Here is an 18479-nt window from a genome sequence, read left to right as displayed (position 1 = left end):
GGGAGGTGGCCTCCCTCCCGCAACGCAACATCCTTCGTTCGCGCCACAGAAGATTCGAAGGCCCGCTCGCGAACCGAACAAACAACGGGTGAAGGCAAGCACCTGCACCGCCGCCTCCGCTATCCTCGGACCAGTTCGTGGTCAAACGGATTGAGCGGGGTGCGGGATGCTGGCTGTGGAGGTTCGGTCGTCGGATACCGCTGACGCGGCGGCCCGGGAGTTGGACCGCGCCGGCGCGGTCCTCACCATCGACCTGGACGCCATCGTCGCCAACCACCGGCTTCTGCGCGCCCGCTTCACCGGCGCCCATTGCGCCGCCGTGGTCAAGGCCGACGCCTATGGGCTGGGGGCCGCCCGGGTGGCGCCGGCGCTGGCCGCCGCCGGCTGCTGGCAGTTCTTCGTCGCCCATCTGGACGAGGGCATCGCGCTGCGCCCGCATCTGCCGGCCGGCGCCGAGATCTTCGTCCTGCACGGCCCGCCGCCGGGCACCGAGCGCGACGTCACCGCCCATCATCTGACCCCGGTGCTCAACAGCCTGGAGCAGATCGCCGGCTGGCACGCCGCGGCGCGGCGCGCCGGGCGGCCGCTGCCGGCGGTGGTGCAGGTCGACACCGGCATGGCGCGGCTGGGCCTCTCCGCCGCCGAACTCGACCGCATCACCGACGACCCGTCGCTGCTGGACGGCGTGGCACTCCGCGCCGTGATGAGCCATCTCGCTTCAGCCGAGGACCAGGGCAACCCGGCCAACGCCGCCCAGCTCGCCCGCTTCCGCGACGCGCGGCGGCGGCTGCCCCCGGCCCCCGGCTCCTTCGCCAACTCCTCGGGCATCTTCCTGGGGGTGGAGTTCCACGCCGACCTCGCGCGGCCGGGTGCGGCGCTCTACGGCGTGGCGCCGGTGGCCGGGGCCGCCAACCCGATGCGGCCGGTGGTCCGGCTGCAAGGCCGGGTGATCCAGCTCCGCGACGTGCCGGCCGGCACCGCGGTCGGCTATGGCGGCGCCTTCACGACGGAACGGCCGACGCGCATCGCCACCGTGTCGGTGGGCTACGCCGACGGCTTCCTGCGCAGCCTGGGCAACCGCGGGGCCGCGCATCTGGACGGTGTGGCCCTGCCCATCCTCGGCCGCGTGTCGATGGACACCATCACGCTCGACGCGACCGCGGTGCCGGAGGGGCTGATCGGCCACGGCACCGCCGTCGATCTGATCGGTCCCCACCAGACGGTCGATGACGTCGCTGCGCTCGCCGGGACCATCGGCTACGAAATCCTCACCAGCCTCGGCCGGCGCTACGCCCGCCGCTACCTCTCGACGGAAGGGTTGCCCGCATGAAGGTCATCGTTCTGGGTGCCGGCGTCATCGGCGTCACCACCGCCTACTACCTCGCCAAGGCCGGTCACGAGGTCACCGTGATCGACCGCCAGCCGGGCGCGGCGCTGGAGACCAGCTTCGCCAACGCGGGCGAGGTGTCGCCGGGCTATTCCTCACCCTGGGCGGCGCCGGGCATCCCCAAGAAGGCCATCAAGTGGCTGCTGATGAAGCATTCGCCGCTGGTTGTCCGGCCCACCACCGACCCGCGCATGTACCAGTGGATGCTCCAGATGCTGGGCAACTGCACGGCGGAGCGCTACGCGGTCAACAAGGGCCGCATGGTGCGCATCGCCGAGTACAGCCGCGACTGCCTGAAGGCGCTGCGCGAGGACACCGGCATCCGCTACGACGAGCGCACCCAGGGCACGCTCCAGCTCTTCCGCAAGCAGCAGCAGGTGGACGCCGCCGCCGGCGACATCGCCGTGCTGAAGGAGTACGGCGTGCCCTTCGAGGTGCTGGACGTCGACGGCTGCGTGCGGGCCGAGCCGGCGCTGGCGCGGGTGCGCGACAAGATCGTCGGCGGCCTGCGCCTGCCGGGCGACGAGACCGGCGACTGCCACGTCTTCACCCAGCGCCTCGCGACCATCGCCGAGGGGCTGGGCGTCACCTTCCGCTACGGCACCCGCATCGACCGCATTGTCAGCGAGGGCGGGCGCGTGACCGGCGTGCAGACCGACGCCGGGCTGATGACCGCCGACAGCTACGTGCTGGCGCTCGGCAGCTACTCGCCCTTCCTGGCGAAGGATCTGGGCATCACCCTGCCGGTCTACCCGGTGAAGGGCTATTCCATCACCGTGCCGATCACCGACGCCGACGCCGCCCCGGTCTCCACCGTGATGGACGAGACCTACAAGATCGCCATCACGCGGCTGGGCGACCGCATCCGCGTCGGCGGCACGGCGGAGCTGTCCGGCTTCGAACTGACCCTGCGCCCCGCCCGCCGGGCGACGCTGGAGCATTCCGTCACCGACCTGTTCCCGGCCGGCGGCGACGTGTCGCAGGCCACCTTCTGGACCGGCCTGCGCCCGATGACCCCCGACAGCACCCCGATCGTCGGCCCGACCCGCTACCCGAACCTGCACCTCAACACCGGCCACGGCACGCTGGGCTGGACCATGTCCTGCGGCTCCGGCCAGCTCGTCGCCGACCTCGTCGGCCACCGCCAGCCCGCCATCGACACCGAGGGCCTGACCGTCGCACGCTACGGCCGCAGCAAGCCGGCCACAGTGGTCACCGGCCGTCCCGCCGGCGCCATGTCTTAAAAGCACCCTCGCCCGCCTCCGGCGGGAGAGGGAAGGGGCCCATGCGCTTGACCAAAAATTAGCAACAGCTTATGTATGGGCCTGCCGTCGTCCCAGCAGGGTAAACCCGTACCATGAGTCAAGGCCTCCTCTCCTCCCTCCTCTCCCGCGTCGGTCTGTCCGGTGCGGAAAACGCCGACGACGCCCCCGTGCGCTTCGTCGATGCCGCGACGGCGCTTGCGTGGCACCGCGACGCCTCCGCCGTGATCATCGACGTGCGCGAGCCGCACGAGCACCGCGCCGGCCACATCCCCGGCGCCCTGTCCAACCCGCTGTCGCGCTTCGATCCCGCCGCCGTGCCCGACACCGGCGGGCGGGCGCTGGTGCTGCACTGCCAGGGCGGCATGCGCTGCGGCCCGGCGTCGGAGAAGCTGCGCGCCGCCGGCCATGCCGGGCCGATCCACCGGCTGCGCGGCGGCTTTGGCGCCTGGGTCGCCGCCGGCGGCCCGGTCGAGACCTGACGCGGGGAGGCCCGACGCTGACCGCCGTCACCGGCCGCGCCATGCTGGACCCGCCGGCCACCCGCGCCCGCCGCCGCCGGCGCTGGGGCCGGGCCGCGCTGATCCTCCTGCTGGCCGCGGGGGTGGCGGGTGCCGCGTGGTGGCGCTGGCCGGTCGGGCTGCCCCCCCTGGTGACGGTCGCCCCCGTCACCCGCGGTCCGGCGGTGGAGGCGGTCTACGCCACCGGCAGCGTGGAGCCGCTGCATTGGGCGCGGGTGGAGCCGCTGGTGTCCGCCCGCATCGTCGAGGTGCTGGTGGAGGATGGCGACGCCGTGCACAAGGGCCAGCCGCTGGCCCGTCTCGACGACGAGGACCAGCGTTCCCGCCTCGCCGAGCTTGAGGCGCGCGCCCGCTTCCTGCGCTCCGACCTCGCCCGGCAGGAGGAGCTGGCCTGCCGCGGCGTCTCAAGTCCCGCCGCGCGCGAGCGGGCGGAAAGCGAGCTGGCCCAGGTCATCGCCTCCATGGCGGGTGCCCGCGAACGGCTCGACCTCTACATCCTCAAATCCCCCATGGAAGGGGTTGTGCTGCGCCGCGACGCGGAGGTGGGGGACGCCGCCCGCACCACCTCCAGACAGGTGCTCTTCACCATCGGCCGCCTGACCCCGCTGCGCGTGGTGCTGGAGGTGGACGAGGAGGACGTGCCCCGCGTGCGCGCCGGCCAGACCGCCCTGCTGACCGCCGACGCCTTCCCCGGCCGCGCGCTGGAGGGCACGGTGGCGCAGATCACCCCGCTCGGCGACCCGGTGGACAAGAGCTACCGCGTGCGCGTGGCGCTTCCCGACGACACGCCGCTGATGATCGGCATGACGGTGGAGGCCAACATCGTCCTCCACCGCGACGACGACTCCCTGCTCGTCCCCGACAGCGCCGTCATCGACGGCCACGTCTTCGTGCCAATGGACGACGGCACCGTGCAGGCCCGCAAGGTGACGACCGGCGTGCGCGGCAACGGCCGCGTCCAGATCCGCGACGGCCTCCCCCCCGCCGCCCGCATCGTCACCGACCCGCCCGCCGGCCTGACCGATGGTGCCGCCGTGCGGGTGCGGGGAGCGGAGCGTTGAACGCGATGCCCCTGCTGCTGACCGTCGCCCTCACCCACCTCGCCGGGCGGCGGCGGCAGACGCTGGTGTCGGTTCTGGGGGTGGCGCTGGGGGTCGGGTTCTTCATCGCCATGTCGGCGCTGATGCAGGGGTTCCAGCAATTCTTCATCAGCAGCGTCATCGACGTGTCGCCGCACATCACCCTCAGCGACGAGCACCGCGAGCCGACGCGCCAGCCGGCGCTGGTCGCCTACCCCCTCGGCGCGGTGAGCGTGGAGGGGGTGAAGCCGCGGGACGAGCGGCGCGGGGTGAAGCGCGGTCTCGCCATCGCGGCGGAGATCGCGCGGCTGCCCGGCGTGCAGGTGGCGCCCAGCCTGCAAGGCCAGCTCTTCCTGCGCTACGGCTCGGCGGAGCGCAACGCCACCATGATCGGCATCGACCCGGCGGCGGAGGCGCGGCTGACCCGGCTGGAGCGCGACATGGTCGCCGGCAGCCTGCACGCGCTGGAAACGCGCAGCGACGGCATAGCGCTGGGCGTGGCGCTCGCCAAGCGGCTGGGGGCGTCGCTGGGCGACCGGCTGACCGCGGTGGCGCCGTCGGGCGTGATGCGCAGCGTCACCGTGTCGGCGATCTACCGCACCGGCATCACCGCCTTCGACGACGGCACCGTCTACATGCCGCTGAAGCAGGCGCAGATCCTCCAGGACCGGCACAATGTGGTGAATCGCATCCGCGTCCGCCTGTCCGAACCCACGGAGGCGCCGGCCGTCGCCGCCCGGCTGGAGGCGCGCTACGGCTACAAGGCGGAATCCTGGCAGGAGGCGAACCAGGGCATCTTCAACGTCTTCGTCATCCAGAACGCGATCATGTATTCCACCGTCGGTGCGATCACCATCGTCGCCGCCTTCGGCATCTTCAACATCATCTCCACCGTGGTGTTCGAGAAGACGCGCGACATCGGCATCCTGAAGTCGCTGGGCTTCGCGGAGGCCGACATCACCCGCATCTTCCTGATGGAGGGGCTGGCGGTGGGGGTGATCGGCGCGCTGGCCGGCTGGCTGGTCGGCTACGCGCTGGTGGCGGGGCTGTCCAGCCTGCGCTTCAGCTTCGGCGGCGGCGGCGGGGCGATGAGCAGCGACCGGCTGCGGCTGGCGTGGTCGCTGTACCACTACCTGGCCGGCGGCGCCTTCTCGGTGGTCTCGGCGATGGTCGCGGCGTGGCTGCCGGCACGGCGCGCCGCGAGGCTGAACCCGGTGGACATCATCCGGGGCGTGTCGTGACGGTGCCGGTTCCGACCCCGGTTCTCGAAGCGCGCGGCCTGTCCCGCGTCCTGCCCGGCCCGGTGCCGGTCACGCTGGTCAACGGCGTCGATGTGGCCGTCGCACCGGGGGAGTTCGTGGCGATCACCGGCCCGTCCGGCTCGGGCAAGAGCTCGCTCCTCTACCTGCTGGGCCTGCTCGACCGCCCGACATCGGGAACGGTGCTGCTGGAGGGCCGGGACACCGCCCCGCTCGACGGCGACGAGCTCGCCCGGCTGCGGCTGGAGAAGCTGGGCTTCGTCTTCCAGTTCCATTTCCTGCTGCCGGAATTCACCGTGCTCGACAATGTGCTGGTGCCGATGCGCAAGCGCGCCGCCCTGCCCCGCGCCGCCATGACGGAGCACGCGCTGGATCTGCTCGACCGTCTCGGCCTCGCCGATCAGGCGCGCAAGCGGCCCGACCAGCTTTCCGGCGGCCAGCGTCAGCGCGCCGCCATCGCCCGCGCGCTCGCCAACGCGCCGCGGGTGCTGCTGGCCGACGAGCCGACGGGCAACCTCGACACCCGCAACGCCCAGACCGTGTTCGACATCTTCCGCAGCCTCGCCGCCGACACCGGCACCGCCGTGGTGACCGTCACCCACGACGAGCATCTGGCCGCCCAGACCGACCGCCGCCTGCATCTGGTGGACGGGCGCTGCGTGTGAGCGGTGGATGATGCTATCATCCGTCTCCCCCACACTGCATGGTCCGGGAGATCCGCCGCCTTGCGCAGCCACCGCATCAACGCCGCCTGGGACGCCGCGTGGCAGGGCTTCGCGGAATGCCGCCGCTGCGCGGTGCGCGACCTCGTCCTGTTCGGCGACCTGTGCGAGCCGGATTTCGCGCTGATCCACACCCCCATCGACGAGCTGAAGCTGGCCCCCGGCGCCACCCTCTACACCGCGGGGGAGGAGGGGGGCAGCCTGTTCACCATCCGCGCCGGGCTGGTCAAGCTGGTGCAGTTCCTGCCCGACGGCACGCAGCGCATCGTGCGGCTGCTGCGGCCGGGCGCCGTCGCCGGGCTGGAGGTGCTGGTCGGCCGCCCCTACGGCCACACCGCCGTCGCCCTGCAGGAGACCGAGGTCTGCCGCATCCCCCGCACGGTGGTGGAGCGCCTGAGCAAGGAGACGCCGCGCCTGCACGCCCGGCTGATGGAACGCTGGGACCAGGCCCTGCAGCAGGCGGACGTCTGGCTGACCGAGCTGTCCACCGGCAGCGCCCGCCAGCGCCTCGCCCGCCTGTTCCTCAAGCTGGCGGAGGGGCGCGACGGCCCGGTCGTGCTGTCGGGCCGCGAGGACATCGGCGCCATGATCGGGCTGGGCATGGAAACCGCCAGCCGCACGGTCGCCGAATTCAAGCGTGCCCGCCTGATCCGCGAACCCTCCCCCAACCGCTTCGAGTGCGACCTCGACGCGCTGGGGGAGGTGGCGCTGGGCGGGTGACCGGCCGCTACTTGTTGCGCCGGGTCAGCAGGAAAATGAACACGCCCAGCGTGACGACGATCACGCTGGCGGCACCGACGAGCGCGATGTAGGTGGGGGCGTCGAAATTCATGGGGGCTTCCTCCTTGCGATGCGGCGTCCGGGGGATCAGGGCGCCATGAACACGGTGTCGTAGCGGACGGAATCGCCCTCGGGCACCGGGGTGACGGTGAAGGTGGTGGGGGTGGAGGGCTGGCTTACGGCGTGGGCCGGGGCGCGCACCAGGATGCGATGGGTGGCGACGCTGTCGGCATCGGCCCCGACGATCAGCTCCACCGCCGGGCCGCCGCCCTCGCCGGCCAGCGCCAGCGCCGCACCCGGCACGCCGGCCACGGTCACGCGGTAGCTCCGCGCAACCCGCGTCATGTTCAGGATCTTCACGGTGTAGGCGTTCTGCACATCGCCGTTGGCGAGCGTGACGAACAGCGGCGCGCGGTCGCGCAGGATGGACACGTCCACCCGCGGCTTGAACACCAGCCCCGCCGTCATCAGCCCGCCGACGACGAGCAGCATCAGCGTGTAGATGATGGTGCGCGGTCGCACCAGCCGGAACACCGGCTTCTCGCCCTTGGCGCGTGCCACCTGTGCGTTGAGGGTGTCGAAGCGCACGAGGTCGGCCGGGAAGCCGATCTTGCCCATCACCTCGTTGCAGGCGTCCACGCACAGACCGCAGCCGATGCAGGCGAGCTGCGGCCCCTTGCGGATGTCCACCCCCGTCGGGCAGACGTGAACGCAGGCGGCGCAGTCGATGCAGTCGCCATGGCCCTGGGCCTGCCGCTCGTCGCGGCTCTGGCTGCGCTTGAGGTGGGCGCGGCCCTCGCCCCGCCAATCCTCGTAGGTGACGATCAGGCTCTCCTCGTCCTGCATCGCCGCCTGGAAGCGCGGCCACGGGCACATGTAGATGCAGACCTGCTCCCGCGCGAAGCCGGCCAGCAGGTAGGTGGTGCCGGTGAACAGCCCGATGAACATCAGGACGTTCGACGACACTTCCAGGTTCACCATCTCGCGCACCAGCGTCGGCGCGTCGTTGAAATAGAGGATCCAGGCGCCGCCGGTGAGCGCGGAGATCAGCAGCCACGCGCCGTGCTTGGTGGCCTTCTTCCCCAGCTTGCCCGCCGACCACGGCGCCTTGTCCAGCCGGATGCGGTCGCCGCGGTCGCCCTCGATCAGCCGCTCGACCCACAGGAACAGGTCCGACCACACCGTCTGCGGGCAGGCGTAGCCGCACCACACCCGCCCCGCCAGCGCGGTCGCCAGGAACAGCCCGACCGCGCTCAGGATCAGCACCCCGGTCAGGTAATAGACCTGCTGCGGCCACAGCTCGATGAAGAAGAAATACAGCCGCCGGCCCGGCATATCGACCAGCACCGCCTGGTCCGGCGCTCCGAACCCGCGGTCCCAGCGCAGCCAGGGCGTGATGTAGTAGATCGCCAGCAGCGCGATCAGCGCCGCCCATTTCAGGCGCCGGAACGGCCCCTTGACGCCCTTCGGGTAGATCTTCTTGTGCTCGGCGTAGAGGGAGGTCTTGCGCGGGGACACATCCGCCGCGGCGGACTCGAAGCTGGAGACGGTCATCGTCGCTCGCTGGGCAAGGAGGGTCGGCGCTCCGCCGACGGCATTCCGACGACGCTACCCAGGCGCGGAAAGGCCGGCTTTGCGAATCCGCAAAGCGCCCCCTGCGACAAGCTGCCATGCCCCGCGGTTCGTTGACGGGGCGAACCACCTTCCCTAAGGTCCGCGGCGGGCCGCGGCCGCCCAACCGGCCGCAACGCTAAGCGCGAGGTCATCGCCATGAAGCCTTCCATCCGCCCGGATTGCCCCAACTTCTCCTCCGGCCCCTGCGCCAAGCGGCCGGGCTGGACGCCGGCCGCGCTCGACGGCGCGCTGCTCGGCCGCTCCCACCGCTCCAAGCCGGGCAAGGCGAAGCTTCAGGAGGTGCTGGACCTCAGCCGCGCGATCCTCGGCCTGCCCGACGGCTACCGCATCGGCATCGTCCCGGCCTCGGATACGGGCGCGGTGGAGATGGCGCTGTGGTCGCTGTTGGGCCCGCGTCCCGTCGACATGCTGGTGTGGGAGAGCTTCGGCAAGGATTGGGCGACCGACGTCACCAAGCAGCTCAAGCTGACCGACGCGCGGGTGCTCCAGGCCGGCTACGGCAGCTTGCCCGACCTGACCCAGGTTGATTGGACGCACGACGTGGTCTTCACCTGGAACGGCACCACGTCCGGCGTGCGCGTGCCCAACGGCGACTGGATCGCCGACGACCGCCAGGGTCTGGCCATCTGCGACGCCACCTCGGCCGCCTTCGCCATGGACCTGCCGTGGCACAAGCTCGACGTCGTCACCTGGTCCTGGCAGAAGGTGCTGGGCGGCGAGGCGGCGCACGGCATGCTGGTGCTGAGCCCGCGCGCGGTGGAGCGGCTGGAGAGCCACAAGCCGTCCTGGCCGATGCCCAAGATCTTCCGCATGACCAAGGACGGCAAGCTCAACGAGGGCATCTTCAAGGCCGAGACCATCAACACCCCCTCCATGCTCGCGGTCGAGGACGCCATCGACGGGCTGAAGTGGGCGAAGTCGGTCGGCGGCCTGTCCGGCCTGATCGCCCGGTCGGAGGGCAATCTGGAGCGCATCGCGCGCTGGCAGGAGGCTGCCGGCTGGGCCGGCTTCCTGGCGAAGGACCCGGCGACCCGCTCCTGCACCTCGATCTGCCTGACCATCATCGACCCGGCGATCACCGCGCTGGAGCCGGCGGCCCAGGCCGACGTCGCGAAGAAGCTGGCGGCCCTGCTGGAGAAGGAGGGCGTGGCGCTCGACATCGCGTCCTACCGCGACGCGCCGGCCGGCCTGCGGATCTGGGGCGGTGCCACGGTGGAGGGGTCGGACATCGACGCCCTGCTGCCCTGGCTCGACTGGGCCTTCGCCACCGTCAAGGCCGACGCCCTGAAGCCGGCCGCCTGAGCCCCTTGGGAACGGAGACACGCACATGCCCAAGGTCCTGATTTCGGACAGCCTGAGCCCGCGCGCCGTGGAGATCTTCCGCGAGCGCGGCATCGAGACCGACGTGCGCACCGGCCTGAAGCCGGATGAGCTGGCCGCCATCGTCGGCGGCTACGACGGCCTCGCCATCCGCTCCGCCACCAAGGTGACGAAGGACATCCTGGCCGCCGCCACCAACCTGAAGGTGGTCGGGCGCGCCGGCATCGGTGTGGACAACGTCGATGTGCCGGCCGCCACCGCCCGCGGCGTGGTGGTGATGAACACGCCCTTCGGCAACTCCATCACCACGGCGGAGCACGCCATCGCGCTGATGGTGGCGCTGGCCCGCGACATCCCCACCGCCAACGCCTCCACCCACGCCGGCAAGTGGGAGAAGAACCGCTTCATGGGCGTGGAGCTGACCGGCAAGACGCTGGGCGTGATCGGCTGCGGCAACATCGGCTCCATCGTCGCCGACCGCGCGCTGGGGCTGAAGATGAAGGTGGTCGCCTTCGATCCCTTCCTGACGCCGGAGCGCGCCGCCGATCTGGGCGTGGAGAAGGCCGACCTCGACACGCTGCTGGCGCGGTCGGACTTCATCACCCTGCACACCCCGCTGACCGACCAGACCCGCAACATCATCGACGCGGCGGCACTCGCCAAGTGCAAGCGCGGCGTGCGCATCATCAACTGCGCCCGCGGCGGTCTGGTGGTCGAGGAGGACCTGAAGGCCGCACTCGACAGCGGCCAAGTGGCCGGTGCCGCCTTCGACGTGTTCCTGGTGGAGCCGGCGAAGACCAACATCCTGTTCGGCATGGAGCAGGTGATCTGCACGCCGCATCTCGGCGCGTCCACCACCGAGGCGCAGGAGAAGGTGGCGTTGCAGGTGGCCGAGCAGATGGCCGACTATCTGCTGACCGGCGCCATCGTGAACGCCATCAACATGCCGTCCGTCTCCGCCGAGGACGCGCCGAAGCTGACGCCCTACATGGCGCTCTGCGGACAGCTCGGCGGCTTCCTGGGGCAGGTGGTGCGCTCGTCCATCCGCGCGGTGACGGTGGAGTACGAGGGCGACGTGGCCGACCTCAACACCCGGCCGCTGACCGCCGTGCTGCTCAAGGGCCTGCTGACCCCGCTGATGGAATCGGTCAACATGGTCAACGCGCCGACCATCGCGCGCGAGCGCGACATCAAGGTCAGCGAGGTGAAGCGCGGCGAGGCGGCCGACTACCACACGCTGATCAAGGTGACGGTGCAGACCGAATCGCGCAGCCGCACCATCGCCGGCTCGCTGTTCGGCGGCGACAAGCCGCGCCTCGTCGCCATCGACGAGGTGCCGGTGGAAGCCGAGCTGACGCCGACCATGCTGTACATCCGCAACGAGGACAAGCCGGGCTTCATTGGCCGGCTGGGCGTGGCGCTGGGCGACGCCGGCGTCAACATCGCCTCCTTCCACCTCGGCCGCGTCGCCCCCGGCGTGGATGCCGTGTGCCTGGTGTCCGTCGACCAGCCGGTGGACGGCCCCCTGCTGGAACGCATCTCGGCCCTGCCGAGCGTGGTGCGGGTGGAGCTGCTGCGCTTCTGAACGTGACCGCCGTGACCCTCTCCCGCAGGACGCGGGAGGGGGTCACTGGTCCCGCACCTCGTCCTCGAAGGCGCGCCCGCCATAGGCGACGGCGAGGATTTCCACTGCATCCCCGATGACCCGGAACGCGATCGTCACCCGCCGCTCGAACCCGATCGTCCTCATGCCGGGCGACAGGTCGTCGCGGCGTGTGCCCCGCTCCGGAAATAAGGCAAGGGACTGACAGGCGGCGTTGATCCGGGCCACGTAGGCGCGTGCGCGCGCCACCCCGGAGTCGCGGGCGATGTACTGGAAAAGCGCGAGCAGATCGGATTGGGCGCTCGGCCGGAAGACAATCCGGCGTGTCATCTCCCCCCGCCCTTCTCCCACTCCTGCGCGACCTGTTCAAGGCTGGCGAACACCTCGTCCGCCGGGATGCTCGGTCGCGGATCGGCGAGTGCGGCCTGCACCTTCCGGCGCAGCACCTCGTCCAAAGCCGCATCCTCCCGGTCGAGCGCCCGCAACGCCTCCCGCAGGACCTCGCTCGCCGAACCGTAGGCCCCGGATTCGAGCCGGGCATTGAGACTCGCCTGTTGCGGACCCAATGTGACCGTGATCGGCTTGCTGGTTCTCATGGCCATCCTCGCGACGGTTTCTGTATGACAGTGTCATAACCAGCCACCCGCTGTCCATTCTACTGGTTGGCTCGGACCAGCCCTACCCCTCCCGGTCCCGCTCGTACCGCGTCGTGCCCGGAAACGCCGGCAGCCAGGATTCGCGCCGGATGGTCCAGCATTCGTAGGTCGGGGTGAAGCGGTCGGGCTCGTCCATCGCGCCCAGATGCAGCTCGATCTCGTCGGCGAAGCGGGCGAAGACGGGGGAGCCGCAGCGGGGGCAGAAATGGCGCCCGGCGTAATCGGCGGTCGCGCCCTCGATGGTCACGGCGTCCTGCGGGAAGATGGCGGCGGCGTAGAACAGCGCGCCGTGGTGCTTGCGGCAGTCCATACAATGGCAGACGCCGACGCGGTCCGGGCGCCCCGACGCCACGAAACGCACGTTGCCGCACCGGCACCCACCGGTGACACGGTCCATGCCGCACCTCCACCATCCAACGGTCGACAGCGCCGGTTCAACGCCCCGCCGCGCGATGGTGTTCCGCGATGGACAGCCCCGTCAATGCAGGATCTGCTTGAGGAACGCCTGGAGCCGCCCGCTGTCGGGCTGGGTGAAGAAGCGATCCGCATCGGCGACCTCCACCACCTCGCCGCGGTCCATGAAGACGCAGCGGTCGGCGATGGTGCGGGCGAAGCCCATCTCGTGGGTCACGCAGATCATGGTCATGCCGTCGGCCGCCAGCTCCTCCATCACCTGCAGCACCTCCTTGATCATCTCGGGATCCAGGGCCGAGGTGGGCTCGTCGAACAGCATGATGCGCGGCTCCATGCACAGCGCGCGGGCGATGGCGACGCGCTGCTGCTGGCCGCCCGAAAGCTGGCTCGGGTACTTCTTCGCCTGATCGGCGATGTGCACGCGGGTCAGATACTTCATGGCCCGCTCGCGCGCCTGCTCCTGGTTCAGGCCGAGCGCCAGGCGCGGGGCCATCATGCAGTTCTCCAGGATGGTCATGTGCGGGAACAGGTTGAACTGCTGGAACACCATGCCGACCTCACGCCGCACGTCCAGCACGCTGCCGGGGGAGTCGGTCAGGGTGATGCCGTTGACGGTGATGGTGCCGCCGTCGTGCCGCTCCAGCCCGTTGATGCAGCGGATGAAGGTGGATTTGCCGGAGCCGGACGGGCCGCAGATCACGATCTTCTCGCGGCTGTGCACCTCCAGGTCGATGCCCTTCAGCGCCTCGAAGGTGCCGTAGCGCTTGCGCACGGCGGTGGTCTTGACGGCGACGGTGGCGGACAGGTCGGACATGGGCAATTCCTCGGGGATGTTCCTCGTCGTCACACGCGCAGGCGGGCGAACATGCGGGTCAGGCCGTTCTGGCGGACGGGGATCTCCGCCGCCGCGGCCGACGCGCCTGCCCGGTCGGACAGCCCGGCGATGTGCAGGTAGTGGTTGAGGCGGCGGTCGATCATCTCGAAGCCCAGCCGCAGGATGTTGGTCATAGCCCAATAGATCGCCGCCGCCGACAGCAGCGGCGTGAAGGGGTCGTAGGTGAAGTAGAAGACCTCGTTGGCGACCGCCATCAGGTCGACCAGTGTGATGGCGCTGACCGCCGAAGTGCTCTTCATGAAGATCAGCACCTCGTTCTGGTAGGCCTTCAGCCCGTAGCGGATGGCGAGCGGCAGCTTGACCCGCAGGAAGACCTGCCGCGGCGTCAGCGACAGCGCCTGCGCCGCCTCCACCAGACCCGCCGGCACGGCGCGCAGGCCACCGGCCAGGATCTCGATGACGTAGCTGGAGTGGTTCAGCGTGAAGCCCACCACCGCGCAGAAATAGGCGCTGGAGAACAGGAACCAGAAGGGCCCGTCGCGCACCGCGTCCATCTGCGCCATGCCGTTGTAGATCAGGTACAGCAGGATCAGCGACGGCGCCCCGCGGAACAGCGCCACATAGAGGACCACGAAACCGGACAGCAGGCGGTTCTTCGACAGCCGGGCCAGGACCATGGGCAGGGAGATCAGCGCCGCCAGCGCCATCACCGGAAAGGTGAGGGACAGCGTGGTCACCGCCCCGGCCAGCAAGGCCGGCAGATTCTCCCACGCGAGCGCGAAATCGAAGGACATGGATGGACCTCAGGTTTGCGCGGTGCGCTGCCCGCGCTCCAGCCGCTCGCGCAGGTACCGGCTGTAACGCACCGTGACGGCGCCGAAGAGGATGAAGAAGACGGCCGCGGCCGTGTAGAAGACGAAGGGCTGCTTGGTCGATCCCGCCGCGATCTTCGCCTGGGCGATGATGTCGTTGAGCCCGACGAGCGAGACGAGCGCCGTATCCTTCAGCAGGATGATCCACAGATTGACCAGCCCCGGCAGGGCGAGGCGGGCGGCCTGCGGCAGGATCACCTTGGTCCAGATGTGGGTGCGCGGGATGCACAGCGCCGCGGCACTCTCGAGCTGGCCCTTCGGCACGTTCTGGATGGCGCCGCGCACCAGCTCCGCCATGTAGGCGGAATAGACGATGGCGAGCCCGATCGCCCCGGCGGTGAAGGGCGTCATGTCCAGCTTGGCCTTGATCCCGAAGGGCGCCAGCAGCCCCCGCACGATCTCCGCCCCGCCGAAGAACAGCAGGAAGATCACCAGCAGCGACGGCACCCCCATGAAGACGGAGGCGTAGACCCGCCACGCCATCCAGCGCAGCCCCCGCCGCTCCAGCGTCGCCATGGCGATCAGCACGCCCAGCACCAGCGCCGCCGCAAAGCCCACGAAGGACAGCTGCAGGGTGATCCAGGCGCCCTGCACCAGCAGCCAGCCGTAACCCTTCTCGCCGAAGGAAATCAGTTCGAGCACACCCGACTCCTGCTTGCTTCAATCCCCTCCCCCGCCGGAGGCGGGAGAGGGGGAATTCATCAGCCGCTCTTGGCCTCGCAGGCCTCCTCGCCCGGCACGATCGGCACGGACAGGTACTTCTTGCGGATCTTGGTCACCGAGCAGTCCGCGATCATCGCCTTGAGCGTCGCGTCCATCTTGGCGATCAGGGCTGTCTCGCCCTTGCGCACGATCCAGGAGGAGCCGCGCTCCGCCTCGGGCATCGACGGGTCGCCGGTCCACACGTCGCCGCCGGCCAGCTTCCAGTCCTTGCCCTCCGGCTTGTCGATCAGCTCGACCGTCCAGTTCAGCTTGGCGCCGAAGGCCATGTCGACGCGGCCGTTCAGCAGGTCCAGCCGGATCTGGTCGGGGTTGTCGTAGAGCACCGGCTTCACCGCGTCGCCGAAGGTCTCGGTGATGTATTTGGCCTGGGAGGAGCCGCGCTGCACGCCGATCTTCGCCCCCTTCAGACCTTCCTTGGTGAAGGTGTAGGTCTTGGCCTTCGGCACGACGTAGGTGTCGTGGTTGAAGACGATGGGCATGCCGAACAGCGCCTTCTCCTTGCGCTCGGCCAGCGGCTTGATCTGCGAGCCGACGACGTCGACCTTGCCCTGGAGCAGCGACGGGATCAGCGCCTTGAAGTCCATCACCGCGAACTCGCAGGTGACGCCCATCCGCTTGCACATCTCGCGCGCCATCTCGGGCTCGATGCCGATCAGCTCGCCCGAGGGCTGGACCATGCTGAAGGGCGGGTAGGTGCCTTCGTTGCCGATGACCAGCTTGTCGGCGGCCAGCGCCGGCAGAGTGGCCATGGTGACGAGACCGGCGAGAGCGAACAGCGTGTTGCGCATGGGAAGCACCCCTTCCTGTTCAAGGTTTCAAGGCACGCGGGACAGCCCCCGTGCGGGTAGGCGGTGGTCAGTACGGCACGTCGCCCGAGACCGTGGTGCGGTGCATGGTGCGGACGTGGCGGTGATGGTCGTAGGGTGTCGCCTTGTGCAGCGTGCAGCGGTTGTCCCAGATCACCAGATCCCCGGCCCGCCAGCGGTGGCGGTAGAGGAAGGGCTCCGACGTGGCGTAGTCGGCCAGCTCCTGGCACAGCGCCCGGCCCGCCGAATCCTCCATCCCGACCACCCCGCTGATCACCTCGGGGCTGAGATAGATGGCCTTGCGGCCGGTCACGGGGTGGGTGCGCAGGATCGGGTGGGCCACCGGCGGCACCCGCGCCCGCTGCTCGTCGTCCAGCGGCGTGCGGCGGGGGTTCGTGGCGCACATCTTGGCGTCGAAATAGGGGTAGTCGTGCACCGCGCGCAGCGGCGCCAGCCGCTCCTTGTCGGCGTCGGACAGCCGGTCGTACGCGGCGGTGGCGCCGGCGAACACCGTGTCCCCGCCCTCGGGCGGCACCTTGACCGCGTGGAACAGCGAGCCCAGGCTGGGCCTCGCCACATAGGACATGTCGGTGTGCCAGTCGCCGTCGCCAGGGATGAAGTATCCCGTCGGCGTGCCGTCCGGCGCGTGGTCGTTGCCGATCACCAGGATCTCGGGATGGCCGGGATACAGGAACCGCTTCTGCACATGGTGCTCCAGCCCGCCGAAGCGGCGGCTCAGCGCCACATGGCGTTCCGGCGTCAGCGACTGGCCGCGGAACAGCAGCAGCCCATGGTCGAGAAAGGCGCGCTCGATGGCGGCGAACAGCCCATCATCGAGCTCTGCCGCCAGATCCACGTCGTGCACCTCGGCGCCGACGGCGTCGGTCAGCGGGGTGAGACGGAGTGAAGGTACGGCGGTCATTGCGGCAGCCCCTGCGCGAAGAGGCTGCCGAACTCCGTCTTGCCGCCGGCCACGCCGGCCAGCCGCAGCACGTGCCAGAAGCTCGCCTGGATGGCGCTGACCACCGGCACGCCCAAATCCTGCTCCAGCGTGGCGATGGCGCCCACCGTGCGGAAGTTGGTGCAGCTTATGAACACCGCGTCGGAGCCGGGAACGGCGCTGCGCTTGACGAAGCGGTAGACCTCCTCCAGCGGCACGCTGCCGATGGCGTGGTCACCGGCGATGCCCAGCCCCACCGCGTCCAGCACCCCGACCCCGTTCGCCTCGAAGAAGGCGCGGCCACGGGCGGTCACCTCCTCCACATAGGGACCGACGAAGGTGATCCGCTTGGCGCCGACGGCCTTGAGCGCCGCCAGCCCGGCGGTGGACGCGGTGGTTATCGGGATCGGCCCCATCAGGGCGCGCATGCGCTGGATCACCGACTGGTCGTAGCGCAGCCCCTCCAGGAAGCTGGCGCTGGTGCCGCCGAACACCGCGGCGTCGAGTGGGGCGTAGCCCAGCAGCCGCGCCGCGTCCTCCAGCGGCCCATGGTCCATCATCGCCCGCAGCCCGTCGGCGGTCACCGCCGGCAGATGCATGCGCGCGGTGTGGATCGACACCCCCTCCGGCGCCATGGCGTAGCATTCCGGTTCCATGACGATGCTGGAGGCCATGTAGACGAGGCCGAGGCGCGCGCGCCAGCCGACGTGATCATGCATGGCGATACCCTCCCTGCGAGGCGGCGAGGCGGCAGAGGGCGGCCCATTCCAGGTCCATACGCTCCTCCATGTCCTCCTCGCCGAAGCCGGCGTACTGGTCACGGGTGACCGCGGCGATCTCCTCGGTCGGAACGACGAGGTCGCGGCCGGTGGCGAGCGCGTCGATCTGCACCTGGCAGGCGCGCTCCAGGAAATACATGCGCGACAGCGCCTCGCGGATGCTGCGGCCCATGGTCAGAAGCCCGTGGTTGCGCAGGATCACCACGTCGACGCCGGCCACGCTCTCCTGCAACCGGGTGCGCTCGCCCGGCACCAGCGTGGCGCCCTCGTAGTCGTGGTAGCCGACGCGGCCGTGGAAGCGCAGCGAGAACTGGCTGATCGGCAGCAGCCCGTCCTTCAGGCAGGACACGGCCACGCCGGCCCGCGTGTGGGTGTGGCAGATGGCGCCGACGTCGGGGCGGGCGGCGTAGACCGCCTCGTGGATCACCGCACCCGCCGGATTCAGCCGCCCCTCCACCACCATCCCGTCGTCGGCCATGCGGATCCGGGAGAGGGTGTCGTGGTCGATCTCGTGGAAGAGATGCCCGTAGGGCGTGATGTAAAACAGATCCTCGTCCAAAGGATCGCGCGCGGAGAAGTGGGTGTAGATCAGGTCCGTCATCCCGAAACGCTCCGCAACCCTGTGTGCGACGGACAAATCGGTACGAACCGTCTCTTGCGGCCCGGAATGCACCCGGCCCGTCTCCAGGATCGTCGTCATGACGCCGTCCCTACTCCCATCGGTTTTATCGGGGGCCGCAGCCGCCTTCGATTACACTGACGGCGGGACGCGCTGTCAACTTGGCGGCAACTGATTAAAAACGATGCTTTGCTGCCTGTTCGCTGCGCATCTTGGCGGAGGACTTGGGGTTGACACGCTCAATAAATGTGCTTTCCATTCAGCCAA

At 70.1% G+C, this 18479-nt stretch carries 20 protein-coding genes; 9 read left to right on the top strand and 11 right to left on the bottom strand.

The window, feature by feature from the left end; translation table 11 throughout:
* The first annotated feature begins 166 nt into the window (after positions 1 to 166).
* The 7 genes from alr to HL658_RS08965 all read left to right on the top strand — a co-directional run bounded on the left by alr (position 167) and on the right by HL658_RS08965 (position 6950).
* Positions 167 to 1330, top strand: a complete 1164-nt coding sequence (gene alr / locus HL658_RS08995; RefSeq protein WP_180281605.1) for an alanine racemase — start codon at positions 167 to 169, stop codon at positions 1328 to 1330.
* A complete protein-coding gene (locus HL658_RS08990) occupies positions 1327 to 2631 on the top strand; it encodes a D-amino acid dehydrogenase (RefSeq protein WP_180281604.1) in 1305 nt (434 codons plus the stop codon). Before alr ends, HL658_RS08990 begins: the two co-directional genes overlap by 4 nt.
* Positions 2632 to 2744: 113 nt before the next feature.
* Positions 2745 to 3131, top strand: coding sequence for a rhodanese-like domain-containing protein (locus HL658_RS08985; RefSeq protein WP_180281603.1), 387 nt, complete (start codon positions 2745 to 2747; stop codon positions 3129 to 3131).
* Positions 3132 to 3172: 41 nt separating this feature from the next.
* Positions 3173 to 4231 carry an efflux RND transporter periplasmic adaptor subunit gene (locus HL658_RS08980; protein ID WP_180281602.1) on the top strand — a complete coding sequence of 353 codons (1059 nt, stop codon included), beginning with the start codon at positions 3173 to 3175 and terminating at the stop codon, positions 4229 to 4231.
* A 5-nt stretch (positions 4232 to 4236) separates the two neighbouring features.
* Positions 4237 to 5490, top strand: coding sequence for an ABC transporter permease (locus HL658_RS08975; RefSeq protein WP_180281740.1), 1254 nt, complete (start codon positions 4237 to 4239; stop codon positions 5488 to 5490).
* Complete coding sequence (locus tag HL658_RS08970; RefSeq protein ID WP_343055040.1) at positions 5487 to 6173, top strand: ABC transporter ATP-binding protein; 687 nt, start codon at positions 5487 to 5489, stop codon at positions 6171 to 6173. The genes HL658_RS08975 and HL658_RS08970 overlap by 4 nt, the downstream gene beginning before the upstream one ends.
* Before the next feature lie 60 nt (positions 6174 to 6233).
* A complete protein-coding gene (locus tag HL658_RS08965; RefSeq protein ID WP_196242130.1) occupies positions 6234 to 6950 on the top strand; it encodes a Crp/Fnr family transcriptional regulator in 717 nt (238 codons plus the stop codon).
* Positions 6951 to 7097: 147 nt separating this feature from the next.
* Here the strand turns inward: HL658_RS08965 and ccoG are convergent, their stop codons facing one another.
* Positions 7098 to 8564 (bottom strand): cytochrome c oxidase accessory protein CcoG, encoded by a 1467-nt coding sequence (ccoG, locus tag HL658_RS08960; RefSeq protein WP_180281601.1) that lies wholly within the window; start codon positions 8562 to 8564, stop codon positions 7098 to 7100.
* 216 nt (positions 8565 to 8780) lie between these two features.
* On the opposite strand from ccoG, the gene HL658_RS08955 reads away from it, so the two are divergent.
* Both HL658_RS08955 and serA read left to right on the top strand, forming a co-directional pair.
* The gene (locus tag HL658_RS08955) at positions 8781 to 9947 is read left to right on the top strand and encodes a phosphoserine transaminase (protein WP_180281600.1); all 1167 of its coding nucleotides are present in this window, start codon (positions 8781 to 8783) and stop codon (positions 9945 to 9947) included.
* A gap of 25 nt (positions 9948 to 9972) precedes the next feature.
* Entirely contained in the window at positions 9973 to 11550 is a 1578-nt protein-coding gene (gene serA, locus HL658_RS08950) for a phosphoglycerate dehydrogenase (RefSeq protein WP_180281599.1), read from the top strand.
* 42 nt (positions 11551 to 11592) lie between these two features.
* Here serA and HL658_RS08945 read toward each other — a convergent pair whose 3' ends face one another.
* From HL658_RS08945 to HL658_RS08900, 10 genes are all read right to left on the bottom strand, one after another.
* Positions 11593 to 11898 carry a type II toxin-antitoxin system RelE/ParE family toxin gene (locus tag HL658_RS08945; protein ID WP_180281598.1) on the bottom strand — a complete coding sequence of 102 codons (306 nt, stop codon included), beginning with the start codon at positions 11896 to 11898 and terminating at the stop codon, positions 11593 to 11595.
* The gene (locus tag HL658_RS08940; protein WP_180281597.1) at positions 11895 to 12164 is read right to left on the bottom strand and encodes a type II toxin-antitoxin system ParD family antitoxin; all 270 of its coding nucleotides are present in this window, start codon (positions 12162 to 12164) and stop codon (positions 11895 to 11897) included. Before HL658_RS08940 ends, HL658_RS08945 begins: the two co-directional genes overlap by 4 nt.
* Positions 12165 to 12246: 82 nt before the next feature.
* Positions 12247 to 12621, bottom strand: coding sequence for a GFA family protein (locus HL658_RS08935; protein WP_180281596.1), 375 nt, complete (start codon positions 12619 to 12621; stop codon positions 12247 to 12249).
* An 81-nt stretch (positions 12622 to 12702) separates the two neighbouring features.
* Positions 12703 to 13452 carry an amino acid ABC transporter ATP-binding protein gene (locus tag HL658_RS08930; protein WP_180281595.1) on the bottom strand — a complete coding sequence of 250 codons (750 nt, stop codon included), beginning with the start codon at positions 13450 to 13452 and terminating at the stop codon, positions 12703 to 12705.
* A gap of 29 nt (positions 13453 to 13481) precedes the next feature.
* A complete protein-coding gene (locus HL658_RS08925; RefSeq protein ID WP_180281594.1) occupies positions 13482 to 14267 on the bottom strand; it encodes an ABC transporter permease in 786 nt (261 codons plus the stop codon).
* Between the two features lie 9 nt (positions 14268 to 14276).
* A complete protein-coding gene (locus HL658_RS08920; RefSeq protein WP_180281593.1) occupies positions 14277 to 14987 on the bottom strand; it encodes an ABC transporter permease subunit in 711 nt (236 codons plus the stop codon).
* 59 nt (positions 14988 to 15046) lie between these two features.
* Positions 15047 to 15856 carry a transporter substrate-binding domain-containing protein gene (locus tag HL658_RS08915; protein ID WP_180281592.1) on the bottom strand — a complete coding sequence of 270 codons (810 nt, stop codon included), beginning with the start codon at positions 15854 to 15856 and terminating at the stop codon, positions 15047 to 15049.
* Positions 15857 to 15923: 67 nt separating this feature from the next.
* Complete coding sequence (locus HL658_RS08910) at positions 15924 to 16796, bottom strand: TauD/TfdA dioxygenase family protein (protein ID WP_180281591.1); 873 nt, start codon at positions 16794 to 16796, stop codon at positions 15924 to 15926.
* Positions 16793 to 17533, bottom strand: coding sequence for a maleate cis-trans isomerase family protein (locus HL658_RS08905; protein ID WP_180281590.1), 741 nt, complete (start codon positions 17531 to 17533; stop codon positions 16793 to 16795). Before HL658_RS08905 ends, HL658_RS08910 begins: the two co-directional genes overlap by 4 nt.
* Positions 17526 to 18293 carry a class II aldolase/adducin family protein gene (locus HL658_RS08900; RefSeq protein ID WP_180281589.1) on the bottom strand — a complete coding sequence of 256 codons (768 nt, stop codon included), beginning with the start codon at positions 18291 to 18293 and terminating at the stop codon, positions 17526 to 17528. The genes HL658_RS08905 and HL658_RS08900 overlap by 8 nt, the downstream gene beginning before the upstream one ends.
* Between the last annotated feature and the right edge of the window lie 186 nt (positions 18294 to 18479).

Source organism: Azospirillum oleiclasticum (assembly GCF_013423485.1).
Classification (GTDB): Bacteria; Pseudomonadota; Alphaproteobacteria; order Azospirillales; family Azospirillaceae; genus Azospirillum; species Azospirillum oleiclasticum.
The sequence above is the reverse complement of the archived record's forward strand: the minus strand, read 5'-3'. Positions and strand labels throughout refer to the sequence as shown.